Source organism: Clostridium sp., from assembly GCF_030532265.1.
Lineage (GTDB): Bacteria > Bacillota > Clostridia > Clostridiales > Clostridiaceae > Clostridium.
Genome location: NZ_JAUNLM010000007.1, coordinates 1 through 20,288 on the forward strand (window position 1 = coordinate 1; position 20,288 = coordinate 20,288).

The 20,288-nt window shown below is 26.1% G+C and carries 21 protein-coding genes; 18 read left to right on the forward strand and 3 right to left on the reverse strand.

The window, feature by feature from the left end:
* The first annotated feature begins 301 nt into the window (after window positions 1-301).
* The 3 genes from Q4E08_RS02990 to Q4E08_RS03000 all read left to right on the forward strand — a co-directional run bounded on the left by Q4E08_RS02990 (window position 302) and on the right by Q4E08_RS03000 (window position 2,962).
* Window positions 302-928 (forward strand): DUF47 domain-containing protein, encoded by a 627-nt coding sequence (locus Q4E08_RS02990; RefSeq protein WP_303128178.1) that lies wholly within the window; start codon window positions 302-304, stop codon window positions 926-928.
* Window positions 921-1,922, forward strand: a complete 1,002-nt coding sequence (locus tag Q4E08_RS02995; protein ID WP_303128180.1) for an inorganic phosphate transporter — start codon at window positions 921-923, stop codon at window positions 1,920-1,922. The genes Q4E08_RS02990 and Q4E08_RS02995 overlap by 8 nt, the downstream gene beginning before the upstream one ends.
* Before the next feature lie 146 nt (window positions 1,923-2,068).
* Entirely contained in the window at window positions 2,069-2,962 is an 894-nt protein-coding gene (locus Q4E08_RS03000; protein ID WP_303128182.1) for a DUF368 domain-containing protein, read from the forward strand.
* Between the two features lie 30 nt (window positions 2,963-2,992).
* Here Q4E08_RS03000 and Q4E08_RS03005 read toward each other — a convergent pair whose 3' ends face one another.
* Entirely contained in the window at window positions 2,993-3,880 is an 888-nt protein-coding gene (locus Q4E08_RS03005) for a GGDEF domain-containing protein (protein WP_303128185.1), read from the reverse strand.
* 182 nt (window positions 3,881-4,062) lie between these two features.
* Between Q4E08_RS03005 and Q4E08_RS03010 the strand changes: the two genes are divergently transcribed.
* The 8 genes from Q4E08_RS03010 to Q4E08_RS03045 all read left to right on the forward strand — a co-directional run bounded on the left by Q4E08_RS03010 (window position 4,063) and on the right by Q4E08_RS03045 (window position 12,092).
* Window positions 4,063-4,575, forward strand: a complete 513-nt coding sequence (locus Q4E08_RS03010) for a hypothetical protein (RefSeq protein ID WP_303128188.1) — start codon at window positions 4,063-4,065, stop codon at window positions 4,573-4,575.
* Between the two features lie 266 nt (window positions 4,576-4,841).
* The gene (locus Q4E08_RS03015) at window positions 4,842-5,090 is read left to right on the forward strand and encodes a TM1266 family iron-only hydrogenase system putative regulator (RefSeq protein WP_303128191.1); all 249 of its coding nucleotides are present in this window, start codon (window positions 4,842-4,844) and stop codon (window positions 5,088-5,090) included.
* A 14-nt stretch (window positions 5,091-5,104) separates the two neighbouring features.
* The gene (gene hydE, locus Q4E08_RS03020; protein WP_303128198.1) at window positions 5,105-6,217 is read left to right on the forward strand and encodes a [FeFe] hydrogenase H-cluster radical SAM maturase HydE; all 1,113 of its coding nucleotides are present in this window, start codon (window positions 5,105-5,107) and stop codon (window positions 6,215-6,217) included.
* A gap of 79 nt (window positions 6,218-6,296) precedes the next feature.
* Window positions 6,297-7,676, forward strand: a complete 1,380-nt coding sequence (hydG, locus tag Q4E08_RS03025) for a [FeFe] hydrogenase H-cluster radical SAM maturase HydG (RefSeq protein WP_303128201.1) — start codon at window positions 6,297-6,299, stop codon at window positions 7,674-7,676.
* Between the two features lie 18 nt (window positions 7,677-7,694).
* Window positions 7,695-8,882 carry a [FeFe] hydrogenase H-cluster maturation GTPase HydF gene (hydF, locus tag Q4E08_RS03030; RefSeq protein ID WP_303128204.1) on the forward strand — a complete coding sequence of 396 codons (1,188 nt, stop codon included), beginning with the start codon at window positions 7,695-7,697 and terminating at the stop codon, window positions 8,880-8,882.
* A 102-nt stretch (window positions 8,883-8,984) separates the two neighbouring features.
* Complete coding sequence (locus Q4E08_RS03035; protein ID WP_303128206.1) at window positions 8,985-10,412, forward strand: DEAD/DEAH box helicase; 1,428 nt, start codon at window positions 8,985-8,987, stop codon at window positions 10,410-10,412.
* Window positions 10,413-10,528: 116 nt separating this feature from the next.
* Window positions 10,529-11,629 carry an iron-containing alcohol dehydrogenase family protein gene (locus Q4E08_RS03040; protein ID WP_303128209.1) on the forward strand — a complete coding sequence of 367 codons (1,101 nt, stop codon included), beginning with the start codon at window positions 10,529-10,531 and terminating at the stop codon, window positions 11,627-11,629.
* Window positions 11,630-11,675: 46 nt separating this feature from the next.
* A complete protein-coding gene (locus Q4E08_RS03045) occupies window positions 11,676-12,092 on the forward strand; it encodes a DUF3785 family protein (RefSeq protein ID WP_303128211.1) in 417 nt (138 codons plus the stop codon).
* Between the two features lie 122 nt (window positions 12,093-12,214).
* On the opposite strand, the gene ytaF is transcribed toward Q4E08_RS03045, so the two are convergent.
* Window positions 12,215-12,835: a sporulation membrane protein YtaF gene (gene ytaF, locus Q4E08_RS03050; protein ID WP_303128220.1), complete on the reverse strand. Its 621-nt coding sequence runs from the start codon at window positions 12,833-12,835 to the stop codon at window positions 12,215-12,217.
* A 214-nt stretch (window positions 12,836-13,049) separates the two neighbouring features.
* Here ytaF and Q4E08_RS03055 point away from each other — a divergent pair, with 214 nt between their 5' ends.
* The 3 genes from Q4E08_RS03055 (at window position 13,050) to Q4E08_RS03065 (ending at window position 16,105) form a co-directional block, all read left to right on the forward strand.
* The gene (locus Q4E08_RS03055; protein ID WP_303128222.1) at window positions 13,050-13,604 is read left to right on the forward strand and encodes a TVP38/TMEM64 family protein; all 555 of its coding nucleotides are present in this window, start codon (window positions 13,050-13,052) and stop codon (window positions 13,602-13,604) included.
* A 49-nt stretch (window positions 13,605-13,653) separates the two neighbouring features.
* On the forward strand, window positions 13,654-14,469 hold the full coding sequence (gene yidA / locus Q4E08_RS03060) for a sugar-phosphatase (RefSeq protein WP_303128225.1): 816 nt from the start codon (window positions 13,654-13,656) through the stop codon (window positions 14,467-14,469).
* Window positions 14,470-14,752: 283 nt separating this feature from the next.
* Entirely contained in the window at window positions 14,753-16,105 is a 1,353-nt protein-coding gene (locus Q4E08_RS03065) for a sodium-dependent transporter (RefSeq protein ID WP_303128227.1), read from the forward strand.
* 69 nt (window positions 16,106-16,174) lie between these two features.
* Here Q4E08_RS03065 and Q4E08_RS03070 read toward each other — a convergent pair whose 3' ends face one another.
* Window positions 16,175-16,816 (reverse strand): undecaprenyl diphosphate synthase family protein, encoded by a 642-nt coding sequence (locus tag Q4E08_RS03070; RefSeq protein ID WP_303128230.1) that lies wholly within the window; start codon window positions 16,814-16,816, stop codon window positions 16,175-16,177.
* Between the two features lie 141 nt (window positions 16,817-16,957).
* On the opposite strand from Q4E08_RS03070, the gene Q4E08_RS03075 reads away from it, so the two are divergent.
* Genes Q4E08_RS03075 through asrB form a run of 4 tightly spaced genes read left to right on the forward strand, consistent with a single transcriptional unit; the run spans window position 16,958 to window position 20,285 of the window.
* Window positions 16,958-17,641, forward strand: coding sequence for a Crp/Fnr family transcriptional regulator (locus tag Q4E08_RS03075; RefSeq protein WP_303128233.1), 684 nt, complete (start codon window positions 16,958-16,960; stop codon window positions 17,639-17,641).
* 53 nt (window positions 17,642-17,694) lie between these two features.
* On the forward strand, window positions 17,695-18,468 hold the full coding sequence (locus Q4E08_RS03080) for a formate/nitrite transporter family protein (RefSeq protein ID WP_303128241.1): 774 nt from the start codon (window positions 17,695-17,697) through the stop codon (window positions 18,466-18,468).
* A 13-nt stretch (window positions 18,469-18,481) separates the two neighbouring features.
* Window positions 18,482-19,501, forward strand: coding sequence for an anaerobic sulfite reductase subunit AsrA (asrA, locus tag Q4E08_RS03085; protein WP_303128244.1), 1,020 nt, complete (start codon window positions 18,482-18,484; stop codon window positions 19,499-19,501).
* Window positions 19,491-20,285: an anaerobic sulfite reductase subunit AsrB gene (gene asrB / locus Q4E08_RS03090; RefSeq protein WP_303128247.1), complete on the forward strand. Its 795-nt coding sequence runs from the start codon at window positions 19,491-19,493 to the stop codon at window positions 20,283-20,285. Before asrA ends, asrB begins: the two co-directional genes overlap by 11 nt.
* Window positions 20,286-20,288 lie beyond the last annotated feature (3 nt).

Below are 20,288 nucleotides of genomic sequence, written 5' to 3' on the forward strand. Positions count from 1 at the left end.
GTATTAGATAGATACTTTGGATAATAACAAACATCATAAAAACTTATAAACTTCCTATAATGAATCATCAAAGTTACATTAAGTAGTATACTTAATGTAACTTTTTTATATGGAAATAATTAAAAAAATAATAATAGTAAATGTTTTCAAATTTTAATAAAAATAAAGTTATATTAAATTTAGGTTAAAAAATAAAACAATACGTTAACAAAAAGGGTAAAGCATTTAAATAAAAAAAAGTAACGATTATACTTATTAAGGAATGGTTTCAAACCATATATGTTAATAAGGAGTGACAGAGATGTTCAATTTAAATCCAAGAGAAGATAAATTTTTTGAGATGTTTGTTGAAGAAGCTAAAAATATTCATGAAGCTGGTAAATTATTAAAAAGAGGATTTGTTGAATTAGAAGACAAAGAAAAAATTTCTAAAGAAATTGGAAGTCTAGAGCATAAGGGAGATAAAATAGTTCATGATAGTATAGTTGAGCTTGAAGATGCTTTCATAACACCTATAGATAGAGAAGATATTTATAAGTTAATAAAGAAAATGGATAATATATTAGATTCAATTGATTCAGCAGGAAGTAGACTTATAATGTATGATGTAAAAACAAGCAAAAAAGAAGTAATCAAATTATGTGAAATGATTGAAATGGCAACTGAGGAAGTTGTTAGATTAATGGAAGAGCTTAAGAAAATAGGCAAGAAAAACAATAGAATAGTAGAAAAGATAAAAAAGATAAATTCTATAGAGCATAATGGAGATTTACTTTATAGAGAAACAATAACAAACTTATTTAAAAGTGGCGAAGATGTATTAGAAATAATAAAATGGAAAGAAATAGTTACACTTTTAGAAAATACTTTAGATTATTGTGAAAAAGTTGCAGCAATAGTTGAAGGAGTTGTAATGAAGAATGCCTAGTACAGCAGTTATAATTACGATAGCTATAGTTATTTTAGCTTTATCTTTTGATTTTATAAATGGATTCCATGATACTGCAACAGCAGTTGCAACAACAATAACAACAAGGGCCTTAAAGCCAAAAACTGCAATACTTCTTTGTGCTACATTTAACTTTTTAGGAGCATTTATGGGAACAGCAGTTGCAAAAACAGTTGGTGATGATATAGTAAGTCATAATTATATGCCACAATGGGTATTAATTGGAGTATTAATTGCGTGTATAGTATGGAATATAATAACATGGTATTTTGGAATACCAAGTAGTTCATCTCATGCTCTTATAGGTTCTCTTATTGGTGGAGGAATAGTATATAATAGATCTTTTCATGTTGTTCAATGGGCAAATGTATTTGATCATGTAATAGTATGGTTAGTTCTTGGACCTGCCATAGGATTTGTTTTAGGATACATAGTAATGGTTATATTAAATTGGATACTTAAGCCATTTAAACCAAGAGGAGTTAATAGATTATTTCAAAAGCTTCAAATATTAGCATCTGCTTTTATGGCGCTTAACCATGGAGCCAATGATGCACAGAAATCAATGGGTATTATAACTATGGCTCTTTTAAGTGGAGGTCTTATAAGTACATTTGATGTTCCAATATGGGTAATAGGAGCATGTGCACTTGCTATGGCTCTTGGTACATCAGTAGGTGGTAAAAAGATAATAAAAACAATGGGAAGTGGAATGGCTAAACTTACTCCAGTAGGTGGATTTGCAGCCCAAATGGGAGCAGCTACTTCAATACTTGGAGCAACAATATTTGATGCACCTGTAAGTACTACTCAAGTTATAACAACAACTATAATGGGAGTTGGTGCTTCAAAGAATATAAAGTCTGTTAAATGGGGCGTTGCAAAAAATATTATATGGGCTTGGATTTTAACAGTGCCTTTAAGTGCTATAATAGCAGGAATAGTAGTAGAGATTTTAAAGATTATAGTTTAATAAAGAAAAAGTGAGATAGATAAATTCTATCTCTTTTTCTTTGTTAAGAATAATTTAAAAAAGTAGATTTTTGTAAGAAAAAAATGTAAAATATAAATTGTGCAAATAAGAATAACAAAAATACTAATTATAAGAGGAGAGATTAAATGTATATTATAAACTTTATAAGAGGGTTTTGTATGGCGCTAGCAGATAGTGTTCCGGGAGTTTCTGGTGGAACTATAGCGTTTATTTTGGGGTTTTATGATAAATTTATAAACTCATTAAATGATGTTGTATTAGGAAATAAAGAAAAAAGAATAGAAGCTATTAAATTTTTAATTAAACTAGGAATTGGGTGGATAACAGGCTTTATTTTATCTGTATTATTTATAACTTCAGTATTTAATGATCATATTTATGAAATCAGTTCATTGTTTATAGGATTTATAATTGTTGCTATACCAATAATATTTAAAGAAGAAAAAGAAAGTGTTATTGGACAATATAAAAATATAATATTTTTAATAATAGGTATACTTATTGTTGTAGGAATTACATATTTTAATCCAGCAGCAGGTGGTTCAGGAATCACGGTATCAGTAGAAAGCTTGAATATAGGTATTTCAATATATATTTTTATTTCTGCTATGATAGCAATATCAGCTATGGTTTTACCAGGAATATCAGGTTCAACTATACTTTTAATATTTGGACTTTATGCACCTGTTCTTGGAGCTATTAAGCAAGTTTTAAAGTTTAATTTTGATTATTTGCCAGTAGTAATAATATTTGGACTTGGAGTTTTAACAGGAATTGCTGTTACTATAAAAGGAGTTAAATATGCTCTTTCTCATTATAGATCTCAAACTATTTATTGTATATTAGGTCTTATGATAGGTTCTTTATATGCTGTTTTTATGGGACCTACATCATTAGAGATTCCTAAAGCACCAATGAATATGAATACATTTAGTATTTTTTACTTTATAATAGGTGGAGCTATAATAGTTTTCTTAGAAAGATTGAAAGTTAAATTAGAAAATAAAAATAGAAAATAAAAAATAAAACTACTGCATTTTGCAGTAGTTTTATTTTTCAGAAGTAATTAAAGATGTATTTCTTCCAGCGTTTTTAGCAATGTATAAGTTTTTATCTGCTAAAGTTAAAAATTCATTATCAGATATTTTTTTATCATATATTGTATATCCGCCTATACTACATGTTAAATTTATAGTTAAACCATTATATTCAAACAAATGAGCCTCTACAGTTTTTCGTATTCTTTCAGCGATTTTTTTTGCATTTTTTATTGGTGAATTATCTAATATTACTACAAATTCCTCTCCACCAAATCTTCCAAATAAATCACTTTCTCTAAGACAAGAAAAAACAACAGAGGAAAAATCTTTAAGTACATTATCTCCTATGATATGACCATATAAGTCATTAATATCTTTAAAATAGTCTAAATCAATAACTAATAATGAAATTGGTAGATTATTAGTTTCTTTTAATAATAATTTATTTAGTTTTTCATAAATTAAACGCTTATTATATGCTCCTGTAAGTTCGTCTTTATATAAGCTTTCATTTATAGTAGACATTAATTCTTTAGCTGTTATATTATTAGAGTTATCTGTTAAGAAAATATTTGTTGATATATCTTTAAGAAGTTCTACAATATATAATTTGTTATTGTACTCTACTGGAGTTGCAATTATTAAAAAGATTTTATTTTCTTTTAATTCTATTTTTATAAATGTGTCCTTTTTTAAATATGCATTGAGAGCAATACAATTTTTACACTTTTCATTTTTATTCCAAAATTTATAACATAATATAGGCTCAATAGAGTTTTTATCACCATTAGTTGATGTATTTATTACATTTGAGCTAATAGGATCTATAATTCTAATTACATCATAAAAGTTTTTAAAGTGTGATAATTTATTTTTTATTTTGTCAAGTAAATCCATAAATAACCTCTTATTAATTATAAGATTAAATTTAAAAATAATTTTATTACATATTATACTATAAAATTATATTATGTACATATATTATATTAAAACAATTTAATGTAAAGCATTTATAGACAATGCTTTTCTTCGTAATTATAATATATAGTATATTATTTTAATAATTAGGAGAGAAAAATATGATTATTGAGTTAAAAGATAGAAAAATAGAAGAATCAATTAAAAATTTAAGAAAAGCTATAGAGATTGTTGGAGGCAAGGAGTATTTAAATAATATAGAAGGTTTAGAAAATTTTGTTGAAGATATATTAAGCAATTTGTTTATTAAAGGGAAAGCTAATATAAACATAGAAGGAAGAAGATATGAAATTTCAGAGTTAATTTCTTTAAAAATAGATTTTGAAAAATATTTCTTAAAAAATAAGAGACAAATGATACAAAGAATAGTATCAAAAATAAAACAATATAATACATCATTAGAGAGTAAAATAAGAAAATTTAAAAAGAGCAATTCTATTGAAATATTTAGAGAAATAGTTGAAGAGATAGAAAAGACTTATAAGTGGGAATTTGATAATTTCTTTTTAGTTTATATAGATAATATAAATGAAGAAAAAGATTATTATGGAGAATATTTAACAGAAAAAAGAAAACAAATAATAGATAGTGTTTTAGTTAAATTAGGTATATAAAATTTTAGAAAAATATATTATAATGGTTAAGTAATTCAAATATTAAGAGAGCTTCATCTTTTTATATTTGTTTGTTTTAAGTTAAAAGTTATCTAATAGAAAAGAGTAATCTAATCTAGAAGAAAGAGGCTAACTAAATATTTAGTATAAATAATATAGGCATTTTATAAATAATTTTAATACCTATTATTGGAGTACATATTTTAAGCTGATTTTTCTATTTATTTTAGATAAATCAGCTTTTATTTATTTAGGAGGTAAAATAAGTGAATAAAATAGCAGTAATAAGTGCAATTCTTGAAGAACCAAAGCTATGCCAAGAAAAATTTAACTCTATAGTATCAGAGTTTAGAGGAAGTATTAGGGGGAGAATGGGAATACCTTTTGATGAAGGAATTTCAGTTATATCATTAACAGTTACAGGTGACATTAATGATATAAATAGTTTAACTGGAAAGCTTGGAAATATAAAAGGAGTAACTGTAAAGACAGCTATAGCAAAAAAAGAGATATAAAGAAAGGGAGAAGAATGAAAGTAAAAGACATTATTGATAAATTATATAAGGAACATAATGCCACAAGAGATGAGCTTTTATACTTGTTAAATAATATAACCTTAAAAGAACAGGAATATTTATGTGAAAAGGCAAATGAGATTAGGTTAGAGAACTATAGTAATAAGGTTTATATGAGAGGACTTATAGAGTTTACTAATTACTGTAAAAAAGATTGTGCTTATTGTGGAATAAGAAGAAGTAATAAAAATGCCGATAGATATAGATTAACTTTTGATCAAATTATGGAATGTGTTGATTTAGGAGACAAACTAGGATATAAGACTTATGTATTACAAGGTGGAGAAGATGCTTATTTTACAGATGATAAAATGGTAGAAATTATAAAAGAGATAAAGAAGAGATATCCAAGTAATGCAATAACTTTATCTTTAGGCGAAAGAAGTTATGATTCATATAAGAAAATGTTTGAAGCTGGAGCAGACAGATATTTATTAAGACATGAAACAGCTACAAAAGAATTGTACAATAAACTTCATCCAGGTGCATCTTTTGAAGAAAGACGTAAATGTTTAAGAGAATTAAAAGAAATTGGATATCAAGTTGGAGCTGGATTTATGGTAGGACTTCCAGAACAAACAAATGAAGATTTAGTAAATGATTTATTATTTGTAAAAGAATTTAAACCTGATATGTGTGGGATTGGTCCATTTATTCCACAAAAAGATACACCTTTAGGTGATGAAAAAGGTGGGACATTAGAAAAAACAGTAATAATGCTTTCTATTGTAAGATTGTTATTACCTGATGTATTGTTACCTGCAACTACTGCTCTTGGTAGTATAGACCCATTAGGTCGTGAAAAAGGAATAAAAGCAGGTGGGAATGTTGTAATGCCAAATCTTTCTCCAACAGAAGTTAGGGATAAGTATGCATTATATGATGGAAAAATATGTACTGGTGATGAAGCAGCAGAATGTAGACTTTGTATAGAAAAGAGAATGAGAAACTTTGGATATGAAGTTGAAGTAAGCAGGGGAGATAATGTAACTTGGCTTAAAGAAAATAAATGTAATGATGATTCGTCTAATAATTTGAATTCAAAAAAATATTTATCATTAAATTAAAATTATTAATGAAAAAGGTTAAAAACTTAAAAAATATCTTTTTTAATAATAGTTTAAAATATCACTTAGGAGGAGTATAATGTTTATAAATCACGAACTAATTTACAAAATTTTAGAGGAAACAAAAAATCCAAGTATAGAAGAAGCAAAAGATGTAATAGAAAGAGCAAGAAAAAAGGAAAAATTAAGTTATAGAGATATAGCAATACTTTTATCAATAGAAGATGAGGAAATTGTTTCTTCTATGTATAAGCTAGCTGGAGAAATAAAAGAGAGCATATATGGAAAGAGAATAGTTATGTTTGCGCCTCTTTATGTAAGTGATTATTGCGTAAATAATTGTGTTTACTGTGGTTATCAAAGATGTAATAAATTTTCAAGAAGAAAATTAACACAAGAAGAAGTTAGAGAAGAAGTTAAAATATTAGAAAAAATGGGTCATAAAAGATTAGCATTAGAGCTTGGAGAAGATCCAGTTAATGCACCTATTGAATATGTATTAGATTGTTTAAAAACAATATATGATACACAAAATGAAAATGGAGAAATAAGAAGAGTAAATGTAAATATTGCTGCAACAACTGTAGAAAATTATAAAAAATTAAAAGAAGCAGGAATTGGTACATATATATTATTCCAAGAAACTTACCATAAACCAACATATGATGCAATGCATCCAAATTCATTAAAGGGAGATTATGAATATCATTTAACATCTTTTGATAGAGCCATGGAAGCCGGAATAGATGATGTTGGTGGAGGAGCTTTATTTGGGCTTTATGATTATAAATTTGAAGTTTTAGGCCTTATGATGCACAATGCTCATTTAGAAGAAAAATTTGGGGTTGGATTCCATACAATATCAGTTCCAAGACTTAAAAAGGCAAGTGGAGTAACAATGGAAAAGTTCCCATATCTTTTAACAGATGATATGTTTAAAAGATTAGTTGCAGTACTTAGAATTGCAGTTCCATTTACTGGTATAATTCTTTCAACAAGAGAATCTGCTGCTATGAGAAAAGAAGTATTAAGATATGGAGTATCACAAGTATCAGCAGGCTCAAGTACAGGAGTTGGAGGATACAAAGAAAGAGAAGAAAATGGAAATGATGATAGACAATTTGAGACTGCTGATGAAAGAACACCACTTGAAGTTATAAAAGAATTATTAGATGATGGATATATACCAAGTTATTGTACTGCATGTTATAGAACAGGAAGAACTGGAGATAGATTTATGAAACTTGCAAAATCTGGTGAAATACAAAATGTATGTGAGCCAAATGCTATAACAACTCTTGTGGAATATGCTTTAGATTATGGTGATGATGAGTTTAAAGAAAAAGCTTTAAAAAATGCAGAGATTGTTGCAAATGCTATAAAAAATGAAAAGACTAAAAATATAGTTTTAAATAATATTAAGAAACTAAAAGAAGGAAAGAGAGATCTTTTCATGTAATAATAGGAGATGACTAATATGAACAATACACCTAATGCAAATAGAAAACATATTGCTATTTTTGGTAATACAAATAGTGGTAAATCTTCACTTATGAATAGAATATTAGGTCAAGAAATGTCTTTAGTATCAGAAGTTATGGGAACAACTACAGATCCAGTGCAAAAAGCTATGGAGCTTATACCAGTTGGACCAGTTCTTTTAATAGATACGGCAGGTCTTGAAGATAAATCAGAACTTGGAAACCTTAGAATGCAAAAAACAATGGAAGTATTAAAGAAAACAGATGTTGCTATATTTGTTCTTGATGCATCAAGTCCTGATTTTGAATCTTTTGATAAATGGAAAGTTGAAGCTTTAAAATATAATATTCCCTTTATAGTTGCTGCAAATAAAGCTGAAGTTGCAAGTAAAGAAATTGTAGAAACATTAAAAACTAAGTATAAAGAAGTTATATGTACATCTACAGTTGCAAATATAGGAATTAATGAAATAAAGGAAGCTTTAGTAAATATATTAGAAAAAGAAGATGAAGAAAAATCACTAATTGGAGATTTAGTGCCTTATGGTGGTAAAGTTATTTTAGTTGTACCTATAGATTCAGAAGCACCAAAAGGAAGACTTATACTTCCACAAGTTCAAGTTATAAGAGATTGTTTAGATAATGGTATTAAGAGTTATGTAGTTAGAGACACAGAGCTTTTAAGTGCATTATCTGATTTAAAAGATATAGATTTAGTTATAACAGATTCACAAGCTTTTAAAAGTGTTAGTAAAATAGTTCCAAAAGATATTAAGCTTACAAGTTTCTCTATATTATTTGCAAGGCAAAAAGGTGATTTAAAATCATTTATAGATGGAGTTAATAAAATAAGATTATTAAAACCTGGAGCAAATATATTAATATCTGAGAGTTGTACTCATAATGTATCTCATGAAGATATAGGAAGAATTAAAATTCCAAAGCTTTTAGAAAAGTATGTTGGTGGAAAATTAAACTTTGAATTTAGGGTAGGACATGATTTCCCAGAAAATATACAAAAATATGATTTAATAATTCATTGCGGTGCTTGTATGATAAATAGAAAAACTGTTTTAAATAGAGTTAAAATTTGTAGTGATAAAGAAATACCTATAACAAATTATGGTGTTGTTCTTGCATTTTTAACTGGAATATTAGATAGATCTACAGAGAATTTAATATAATATTTCTATAAAAAGAATGGTTATATAACCATTCTTTTTTGTTTAAACAAACTTATTTATGTTATATTAAATAAGTAAAATAAAAAACAATGGAGAGAACTTATGAAAAATCAATTTGAAAAGTTTAAATTAAGTAAAGAAATAATAAATGCATTAAATGATTTAGGATATATAAAACCTACAAATGTTCAGGATTTAGTAATTAAAGAAGGGCTTTTAAAAAAAGATTTAATAGTTAAATCTCAAACTGGAAGTGGAAAAACTGCTGCATTTTTAATTCCTATATGTGAAAAAATAGATTGGGAAGAAAATAAACCTCAAGCTTTAATATTAGCTCCAACTAGAGAGCTAGCTATGCAGATAAGAGATGATATTTTAAATATAGGAAGATATAAAAGAATTAATGCAGTAGCATTGGTTGGAAAAGAATCATTTAAAGAGCAAGAAAAAAAGTTAAAAGGTAAAGTTCATTTTGTAGTTGGAACTCCAGGTAGGGTTTTGGATCATTTAGACCAAGGAACTTTAAATGGAAAACTGCTAAAATATTTTGTTATAGATGAAGCTGACGAAATGTTTAATATGGGTTTTATTGGGCAAGTTGAAGGGGTGTTTAGAAGAATAAGTAAAAAGCGTGTAACTATGTTATTCTCTGCTACAATTAATGAAAATATTAAAGAACTAAGTAAAAAATATATGAATAGACCAGTAGAAATAAGTATAAAAAAACAAGGTTTAGTAACTGAGACGATAACTCATGGTTTAGTAAAAGTAGATGGAAAAGAAAAACTTAATAAAGTAAATGAGATTTTAATAAAAGAAAAACCAGAAACTGCAATTGTTTTTTGTAGAACAAAAGATAATGTGGAGTTAGCATTTGAATATTTTAAGAAAAAGGGATATTCAATAGATAAAATACATGGTGATATGTTGCAAAAAGATAGAACAAAAAAGATGGACGAATTTAAAGAAGGAAAATTTAGAATATTAATTGCTACTGATATAGCATCAAGAGGAATTGATGTAGATAATGTAACTCATGTAATAAATATAGATATACCTGTTGAAAAAGAGGCTTATGTTCATAGAATTGGTAGAACGGGAAGAAAAGGAAAAAGTGGTAAATCTATAACTATTATGACTCCTTTTGAAAATAAATATTTAGAAAGAATAGAAGAGTACATAGGATTTAAAATAGAAGATTATAAAGAATGTGAAAATATAAATATAGATGAAAGTATAAAAATTTTAAAAAGTAGACCTCAAATTAAAAAGAGTACAAAGAAATTAAATAAAAATATAACTAAAATATATTTAAATGGTGGAAAGAAGAAAAAAATAAGAGTAATAGATATAGTTGGAACTATAATGAGTATAGAAGGTATTGAAAAAGAAGATGTAGGTATAATTGATATTCAAGACAATGGATCAACTGTTGAGATACTTAATAATAAAGGAAGAAAAGTAATTTCTAAATTAAAAGAAAAAACTATAAAGGGGAAAAAGCTAAGAGTAGAAATAGCTAAAAAATAAATTAAAAATAGATGTGATAAATATTTTTTATTACATCTATTTTCTGTTTTAACAGGAATAAAGTTAAAAGTATAAAATAAATATATTAGTAAAAGGGTATAATAGGAGTGATATACTTGGATTTAGATTTAAAAGTTCCAACAGAGATTTTATTTGATAAAGACATAATAAAAAATAATTATAAAAAGTTTGAAAATTTAGGAGAAATAGCTTTAATAGTTATTGGTAAAAAATCAGCAAAAATAAATGGGGCGCTTCGTGATATATTAAGTGCTTTAGATGCTTATAATAAAGAATATTATATATTTGATAAGGTTGAGGAAAATCCTTCAATTGAAACAATAGAATCAGCTAGCAATTTAGGTAGAACGATAAAAGCAGATTTTATTATAGGAATTGGAGGAGGCTCGGCAATAGATGCATCCAAGGCAATTGCCTTTATGATAAAAAATTCAAATGTAAATAAAGATAATATATTTAATCAAAAAAAGTTAGATAGTTTACCTGTAATTGCAGTTCCAACTACAGCAGGAACAGGAAGTGAAGTAACTCAATATTCAATAATAACTGATAACAATAAAAGATGTAAAAGAAATTTAGGACAAGATATTTATCCTAAAATTGCATTTATAGACCCTAAATATACAAAAGGATTAAATATAGAAATAAGCAGAAATACAGCGATGGATTCCTTTTCTCATATAGTAGAAGGATATTTAAATAGTAATTCTACAGAATATACAGATAGATTGGCTTTAGAAGCTTTAAAAATATGGTCAGAAGCTTCTGATGATTTATTAGATGGAACATTAACTGACGAGGATAGAGAAAAACTTATGGTAGCATCAACTATTGGGGGAGCTATAATATCAAAAACTGGTACATCTCTTCCTCATGGTATGGGTTACCCATTAACATATTATAAGAATATTCCACATGGAATAGCAAATTTATGTTTGTATAATGAATATTTGGATTCATTTAAAAATAAAAACAAAATCAACAATATAGTAAATATATTAGGATTTACTTCATTAAAGGACTTAAAAAAGTTTATAAGTAAATTAATAGAAATTGATATAAATGTTACAAAAGAAGAAATTAAAAGTTATACAGATGAAGTATTTAAAAATAAAGAAAAGTTAAAAAATCATATTGAAAACATAACATATGATGACTTATATAATATATATTATAAAAGCTTAATAGAGAAATAATATATGATATACTAATTATATATTATTTAAGAAAAGAGGAGATTTTATGAAATACGAGTTTAAATATGAAGATAAAAATTATGAATTAAATAATGAAAACATAATTGAATTAATAAATGATGAAGAAAACCCAATAGAAGGTTTAAATGTAGATAAAATATTAGAACTTTTAAATGAAAGTAAGGAAGTTGATTTTCAAAAAGCTTATTATGATACACCTTGTGAAATATGTAATGAAAATTTTAAAGAAAAAAAGAGTATAAGTGAATATTTAGAATATTACTTTTATGTTTATTCTAAAAATGGGAAATATATTATAAGTGATATTTCAAAGGAATATGAAGGGTTAACCTTTAATAGGTTAGAATTAGAAGGAAAGGTTGATAATAGCTATATTGTAACTATTATTGTTTGTGCAAATTGTAGTGAATATATAATTCAAATAGAACAGTTAGAAGTATAATAAAATACAGAGGTTATCTATAAGATAGCCTCTTTTTTATATAAAAGTATAAATTTATATTTAATATAAATTATTAAAGTATTATTTAAGTTAAATTTATTTAACTTATGGAATACATTTATTTATAATTTTAAAAAAGCAATTAATAATAAGCATATTCCTGAAAGCCAAGAAAGGTCTGTGTTTGTTTGCTTTTTGAGAACATTACTACCTATATAACATCCTAATTTAATAGCAAGTATTCCAAGTAAAAAACATGCAATTAAAAGTAATAAAGGACTAATGCTTAGAAAACTTGCTCCAAAACCTACTGCTAAACTATCTATAGATAAAGCTAATGCTAAATAAATTGATTCTTTTATTGATATTTTTTTTGATTTATCAAAATCTGCTTTAGTTTCATCTATATAAACTGTAAGAGCAAATTTAAAGTCAAATAATTTAAAAGTAAGAGGTTTATCAAGCTTTGAAAAGTTACTAATATATTTTTTGAAAAAAACTTCAAATAATTTATAAATACCTAAACATACAAAAATAAAAAAGCTAATATATTTAGGTAAAAATTTAGGCATTATATTTTCTAAATAGTTACCAAGTAGAAGAGAAATGGCGAGCATAGCACATGATACTACATTTATTATAATTACAGATAGATTAGGAATTTTTATTTTATCAGCGCCATAGGCTATACTGGCTACAAAAGAATCTATTACAAGAGAAAAAACTAAAATCAGTATTTCCATAAAACTTTACCTCGAAAAATTTTATATGCTATATTATATTATGACAAATTTCTACAAGTGTGATTTAGTATATGAAGTTTTTAAATATTATACATATTTTAAATTATTTTATAACTTGAAATAAAATATTTAATAATTATAGATTAATAAAATGTAGTTTTACATAGGTTTTTATCATATAATAAATTACAAATATAAAAAAAGTGGGGAAATTATGTTAAATGTAGATTGGTTTTTAAATTTATTAAATAATTATAGTGAAATTGCCATTTTCATAAGTTTAATAATAAGTATAATAATTGCAATTTCTGGAGTTATACCATCTGTTTTTTTAACAGGAGCTAATATATTATTCTTTGGACCTATTTCAGGTTTTTTTATATCTTTAATTGGTGAAACAATTGGTGGATTTATTACATTTAAGTTATATAGAAAGGGATTTAAAAAAGGATTCAATAATTTAACTAATAAACATAAAGTTTTAAAGGAAATATCAAATAGCAAAGGAAATAGAGCAGCCTTTTTAATATTTCAAGGTAGAATAATACCTTTTATACCATCTGGTTTTGTAACACTAGCAGCATCTGTTAGCGAAATAGATGATTTTAGATATAATATAGCTACATTTTTGGGAAAGATTCCTTCTATATTATTAGAGGTTTTAGTAAGTTATGGTATAGTATCTTCAGGTGAAAAGTCAATAAAGTTAGCAATTACAATCATAGCAATTTACCTTATTTATAAGTCAATAAAGAGTAAAAAAGTATGATATAATAAATCTGATAAAGTTTAATTAAAACATTAAAGGGGAGTATAGAATGTATAAGTTAATAGCACTAGATATGGATGGAACTCTTTTAAATGAAGAGAAAAAAATAACAGAAAGAAATAGAGAAGCAATAAAAAAGGCTAAAGAACTTGGGGTATATGTTGTTTTAGCATCAGGTAGACCTATAGATGGATTATTAAAATTCTTAGATGAACTTGATCTTTTAGGAGACAATGATTATGTTCTTAGTTATAATGGATGTTTAGTTCAAAAAACAAAAAGTAGAGATGTTGTTTGTGATGTTACAATAACAGGTAAAGATCTTAAGTATTTAAAAAGATTAGCTGATGAAGCAGGACTTAATATTCATGCTTTCTCAAAGGAAAAAGGATTAATAACTCCTAAGGAAAATACATATACAAGTTATGAAGCATATCATAATGGAATAGATTTTTATATAAATGATTTTAGTGATATAAAAGATGACGAAGAAATAATAAAGGTAATGATGATTGATGAACCAGAAATATTAGAGGAAGGAATGAAAAAGTTACCTAAAGAAATATATGAAAAGTATAGTGTAGCTAAAAGTGCACCATTTTTCTTAGAATTCTTTAATAAGAAAGCAAATAAAGGAGAAGGTGTTAAGTTATTAGCTGAACACTTAGGAATAAAGAGAGAAGAAATAATTACAATGGGAGATGAAATGAATGATTTCCCAATGATAGAATATGCAGGTCTTGGAGTAGCTATGGGAAATGCATGTGATAAAATAAAAGAAATAGCAAATTATATAACTGATACAAATAATAATGATGGTGTTGGTAAGGTTATAGAGGAATTTGTAATAAAAGATAGAATATAAAATTTAATTTAAAGTGCTGATTAATTCAGCACTTTTTTTATTTAATATCTAATTTTCTTTAAATTAGTATAAAGGATAAATTTATATATAATAAAAATATTATAATAGGTTATTGTATAAAATTTATTTAAATAACAAAATTAGGATAAAAATTGAGTGAAAATTGAAATAAATGATAGATAAAATAAAAAAATATCAAATTTAAATATTAATATATTGAAAAAATAATAATTAAAAGTATATAATCAATTAGTAATACATTTAGCAGGATGGAGAGGATAAGATGGAAGAAAATAGAGAAAAATTTTCATCAGGCTTAGCTATATTTTTCGCAACTTTAAGTTCTTGTGTAGGACTAGGGAATATATGGATGTTTCCTTATGTTGTTGGAGAAAATGGAGGAGCAGCATTTATAATTATTTATTTAGCGTGTATTCTAGTAATTGGAATACCAGCACTTATTAGTGAATTTGCATTGGGAAGAGAAACAAAGAAAAATGTTTATGGTGCAGTAGCAAGTATAACAGATAAAAAGTTTTTTAGGATAATTGGGATAATTGGAGTAACATCATCTTTCTGTATGTTATTTTTCTATACAGTAGTTACTGGATGGGTATATTCATATGTTGTAAAAGCAATTACAGGACAATTTGCAGGTGCTAATGCACAAACTTTAACAAATATGTTTAATCAAACAAGTATTGGTCCATTAAGTCCTATATTATGGCAACTTTTAGCATTAATTGTTGGTGGAATTATACTTACAATGGGTGTTAAAAGTGGTATTGAAAAAATGACTAAAGTATTAATGCCAATACTTATAATTTTACTTCTTTTTTGTGCAGTTAGAAGTTTAACTTTACCAAATTCAATAGAAGGAGTTAAATTTTTATTTAAACCTGATTTTTCAAAGGTAACATTTTCAGTATTTTTATCTGCCCTTGGATTAGCATTTTTTAAACTTTCAGTTGGTACAGGATCAATGATTACATATAGTAGCTATTTTACAGATGATACTAACTTAATATCAACTGGAACAAAGGTTGCTTTATCAGATACTTTTGTGTCATTAATTGCAGGAACAGCAATATTTCCAGCGGTATTTTCATTTGGACAGAAACCAGAAGGAGGGCCAGGACTTTTATTTAATACTGTACCTTTAATATTCTCAAAAATACCAGGTGGCTCAATACTTGGAGTAATATTCTTTTTACTTACTGCAATAGCTGCAACAATGGCTATGATATCAATATTAGAAGTAATAGTAGCTATGCTTACAGAACAATTTAAAATAGAAAGAAAAAAATCTATAATAATTTGTATAATTGTTATTTTAATATTTGGTTCATTAGCTGCATTATCAGCTAACCCAAATGGAATTTTAGCACATAATACTATATTTGGATTAACATTTTTTGATTTTTATAATGATCTTATATCAAATGTTTTATTACCTATAAATGGATTTTTAGTAACTATATTAATGGGACATATTGTAAGTAATAAAATATATGTTTCTCAGTTAACTAATAATGGAACATTAAAGAATGAAGGATTGGTTAAGTTTATTACATTCTTAGTTAGATACATAACTCCGGCTTTAATATTTATAGTTTTTATAAAAACATTTATTTAGAAAAGCCATTATATAAAAATAGCAATAAGAAGAAAACTTATTGCTATTTTATTATTTAGATTATAAACTCTATCCACCTAAAGTTATATCCTGTTCGTTATACCAGTTTAGTGCTTGAAATAAATGATTTTCATTAAAATTAGGCCATAAATCATCTATAACATAAAAGTCTGAATAAACTGATTGAACAGGTAAAAATCCACTTAGTCTTCTTCTACCTCCCCAACGAATTATTAAATCTATTCTAGAGATGTCATTTGATTGAATATAATTAATTATATTTTTGTATTTATTATTACTATTTTTTAATGAGTAAAGATCCCATTCCCACCCGTAATTAATTAAGAAGTTTACCTTTATTCCACCTTTTCCAAATACTTTACGCTTTGTGTAAGGTATTAGTTCTTTTGGAAAGTTTTTAGAATCTTTATTTCCTATAACTAATATTTCACAGTCTTCTTTTTGTAGTAATTTTACTGATTCTATACAAGCATTTATAAATGCTTTTTTTTGTTCAGAAGGTCTTTTTGTATTATCAATTGTAAATCCATAATAAGTTAGTTCTTTAATACCTAGTTTTTGGCATTGTTTAAATAATATAAGTCCTGGTAGTATTCCAAGAGAGTATCCTTTGTCTTTGGTTAAACCTACTGATGTAGCATATCTTCTATTTCCATCTGGAATTATACCAATATGATTTGGAATTCTCATACTATTTTCCTCCTAAAATTTTAATATTTTTATTATTTCCAGATTAATAAAAATTATCCAAATATAAATTTATAAAACAGTTGAAAAATATATATAATGTAAAGTATAGTAAGATAGAAATAAACACGAATAGGTGATAAAATGATAGATTTAAATGAATTAAAATCATGTAAAATGCTTAAAGGCATTAATGAATTAACGTTAAGAAAATTATGTGAAATAGGTAAAAAGGTTCACTTTAAGAAAGAACAACATGTATTTAGAGATAAAGATTATATAGATGAAATTTACATAGTACAAAGTGGAAAAGTATCTTTATACAAATTAAATGAAGCTGCACATAAAAAAATAATATTTATATTAGGAGAAGGAAATATATTAAATGAAGTTATATTAGAAAGAATGAAGGCATCAATAAGTTGTGAAATGTTTGACGAAGGATATATATATGTTTTTGATAGAAATAACTTTATAAAAGTTATGAGTGAAGATTTTGAATTAGCAAAAAAAGTTTTAGATTCATTATCTTTAAAGGTTAGAAGATTATATAGACAAATGAAAAATTCTACTCCTCTTAAAATTGAGAAAAGGCTTGCAGCTAAGCTGTGGAAGCTATCTAAGGATTATGGGGTAGAGTGTGGAACTGAAACTTTAATTAATTTAAAAATAAGCATTACATATCTTTCAGATATGTTTGGAATGCCAAGAGAAACTATCTCAAGAGCTATAAAAATATTAGAGAAGGAGGGGCTTATAAGAAGAGAAAATAAAAAAGTTATTATAATTAATAGAGACAATTTGTCTAATTATTTTAAAGGTTTGTGATAATTATCACAGATAAGAAAAAAGAAAGGGAATATAATTAGGGGGAATTAAAAATGTATTTAGAAGATTTTAATAAGATTGTAGCACTATCTAGAAAGAAAACTAACCTATTAACTAATAATTTAAGAGGTTATTTTGTTAGTGCTATTCTTGCAGGTCTTTTTGTGGGATTTGGAGTAATACTTTCTTATACAGTTGGAGGTACACTAAATGAAGCTGGATCGCCATTTACAAAAATAGTTATGGGACTTTCGTTTTCAGTAGCGTTAAGCTTAGTTATTTTTGCAGGAGCAGAACTTTTTACGAGTAATGCTTTAGTTATGACATCAGGATGCTTAGGTGAAGAAATTAAATTTAATGATTTAATAAAAATATGGGGAGTTAGTTACTTTGGTAATTTTATTGGGTCAGTTTTAATAGCAATACTTTATTATGCATCAGGGCTTTGGAGAGGTATTTCAGGTGAATATATGGCAGAATATGCTATGAATAAAATTAATGTTATTCCAGGAGAATTGTTTATAAGAGGAATTCTCTGCAATATATTAGTTTGTTTAGCTGTATGGTGTTGTTACAGAATGAAGGATGAGTTAGGAAAAATTCTAATGATTACACTTTGTGTATATGTATTCTTTACAACAGGTTTTGAGCATAGTATAGCAAATATGTCATTACTTACTATTGGAAATTTAGTACCTTATGGAGATGTTAATATAATAGGAAGTTTGTATAACTTATTATTTGTAACATTAGGAAATATTGTAGGAGGAGTAGTATTTGTAGCAATCCCTTATTATATAATTTCAACAAATAAAAGAGCTCATTAGGAAGGAGTTTATTATGGGATTTAAAATTAGAACTAAAGATTTAAATGATGTTTTTGAAAACTTATCAAAAAGTTATAAGATTATGGCACCAACTGTTATAGAAGGGGCTGGAAGATCATCAGAAACAGATGTTGTGAGATACGATGTAGTTAAAAAAGTAGAGGATATTGAATTTAATAAAAAATCAGATTATTCATATAAGGAAGCATTAATTCCTATAACAGAAACAATATTATTTTTTAACCAAGATGAATATAAAGTACCAGACTATAAAGAAAAGCCACAAATAATATTCTTAAGAAGCTGTGATTTACATGCTGTTAAAAGATTAGATGATATTTATTTAAGAAATGGCTTTGAAGATCCTTATTATAAAAGAATAAGAGATAATGTAAAGTTTGTTCTTATGGGATGTGAAAATAGCTTTGATAGCTGTTATTGTGTTGATATGGGAACAAATAAATCAGAAAACTATGATGCTTATTTAAAAGTTACAGATGAATATGCATACTTAGATATAAAAGATGAAGAACTTAATGGCTATTTTAATGATATTCCTAAAAAAGAAGAAGAAATAAAACCAGATTTTGTTTTAGAAAATAAGGTAAGTGTTAATATACCAGAAAATTTAAATATAAATATATTTAAATCAAAAATGTGGGATGAATATTCAGAAAGATGTATAGCTTGTGGAAGATGTACATTTGTTTGTCCAACTTGTACTTGTAATTCAATGCAAGACATATATTACAGCGATAATGAAAATGTAGGAGAAAGAAGAAGAGTTTGGGCTTCATGCCAAGTTCCAGGATATACTACAATGGCTGGTGGACATGAGTTTAGAAAATCAAATGGTGAAAAGATGAGATTCAAGATCATGCATAAAGTATATGATTATAAAAAAAGATGGGGATACCATATGTGTGTTGGATGTGGAAGATGTGATGACATATGTCCAGAGTACATAAGTGTATCAGGATGTATAAATAAATTACAAGATGCAATGGACGAGGTGAACGCAAATGATAAATAATGATTATATACCATTTCCTTCAAAAATATTAGAAGTAATTGAACATACAGATATAGAATATACATTTAGAATGGAATTTAAGGGCGATGTAAAACCAGGACAATTCTTTGAAGTATCAATTCCAAGATATGGTGAAGCTCCAATATCAGTAAGTGGAATAGGTGAAAATTTTGTTGATTTAACAATAAGAAGAGTTGGTAAAGTTACAAATGAAATATTTAAAAATTATGTTGGAGACAAGTTATTCATGAGAGGACCATATGGAAATGGATTCGATGTGGATAATTATAAAAATAAAGAATTAATAGTTGTAGCTGGAGGAACAGGACTTTCACCAGTTAGAGGAGTTGTAAGTTATTTTGCTAATAATTCTTCAGAAACTAATGGTTTAACTTTAATTACAGGATTTAAGAGCCCAAAAGATATGCTTTTTAAAGATGATTTAAAAGCTTGGGAAGATAAAATGAACTTAATAGTTACAGTTGATTCAGCAGAAGAAGGATATACTGGACATACTGGTCTTGTAACTAAGTTCATACCTGAACTTGAGATTAAAGATAAAGAAAATGTTCAAGTTATAGTTGTCGGACCACCTATGATGATGAAGTTTACTGTAATGGAGTTTTTAAAACTTGGAATAAAAGAAGAAAATATATGGATTTCTCAAGAAAGAAAAATGTGTTGTGGACTTGGAAAATGTGGACATTGTAAGATAGATGATACATATATATGTTTAGATGGTCCAGTATTTAATTATACAAAAGGTAAACTTTTAATAGATTAGGAG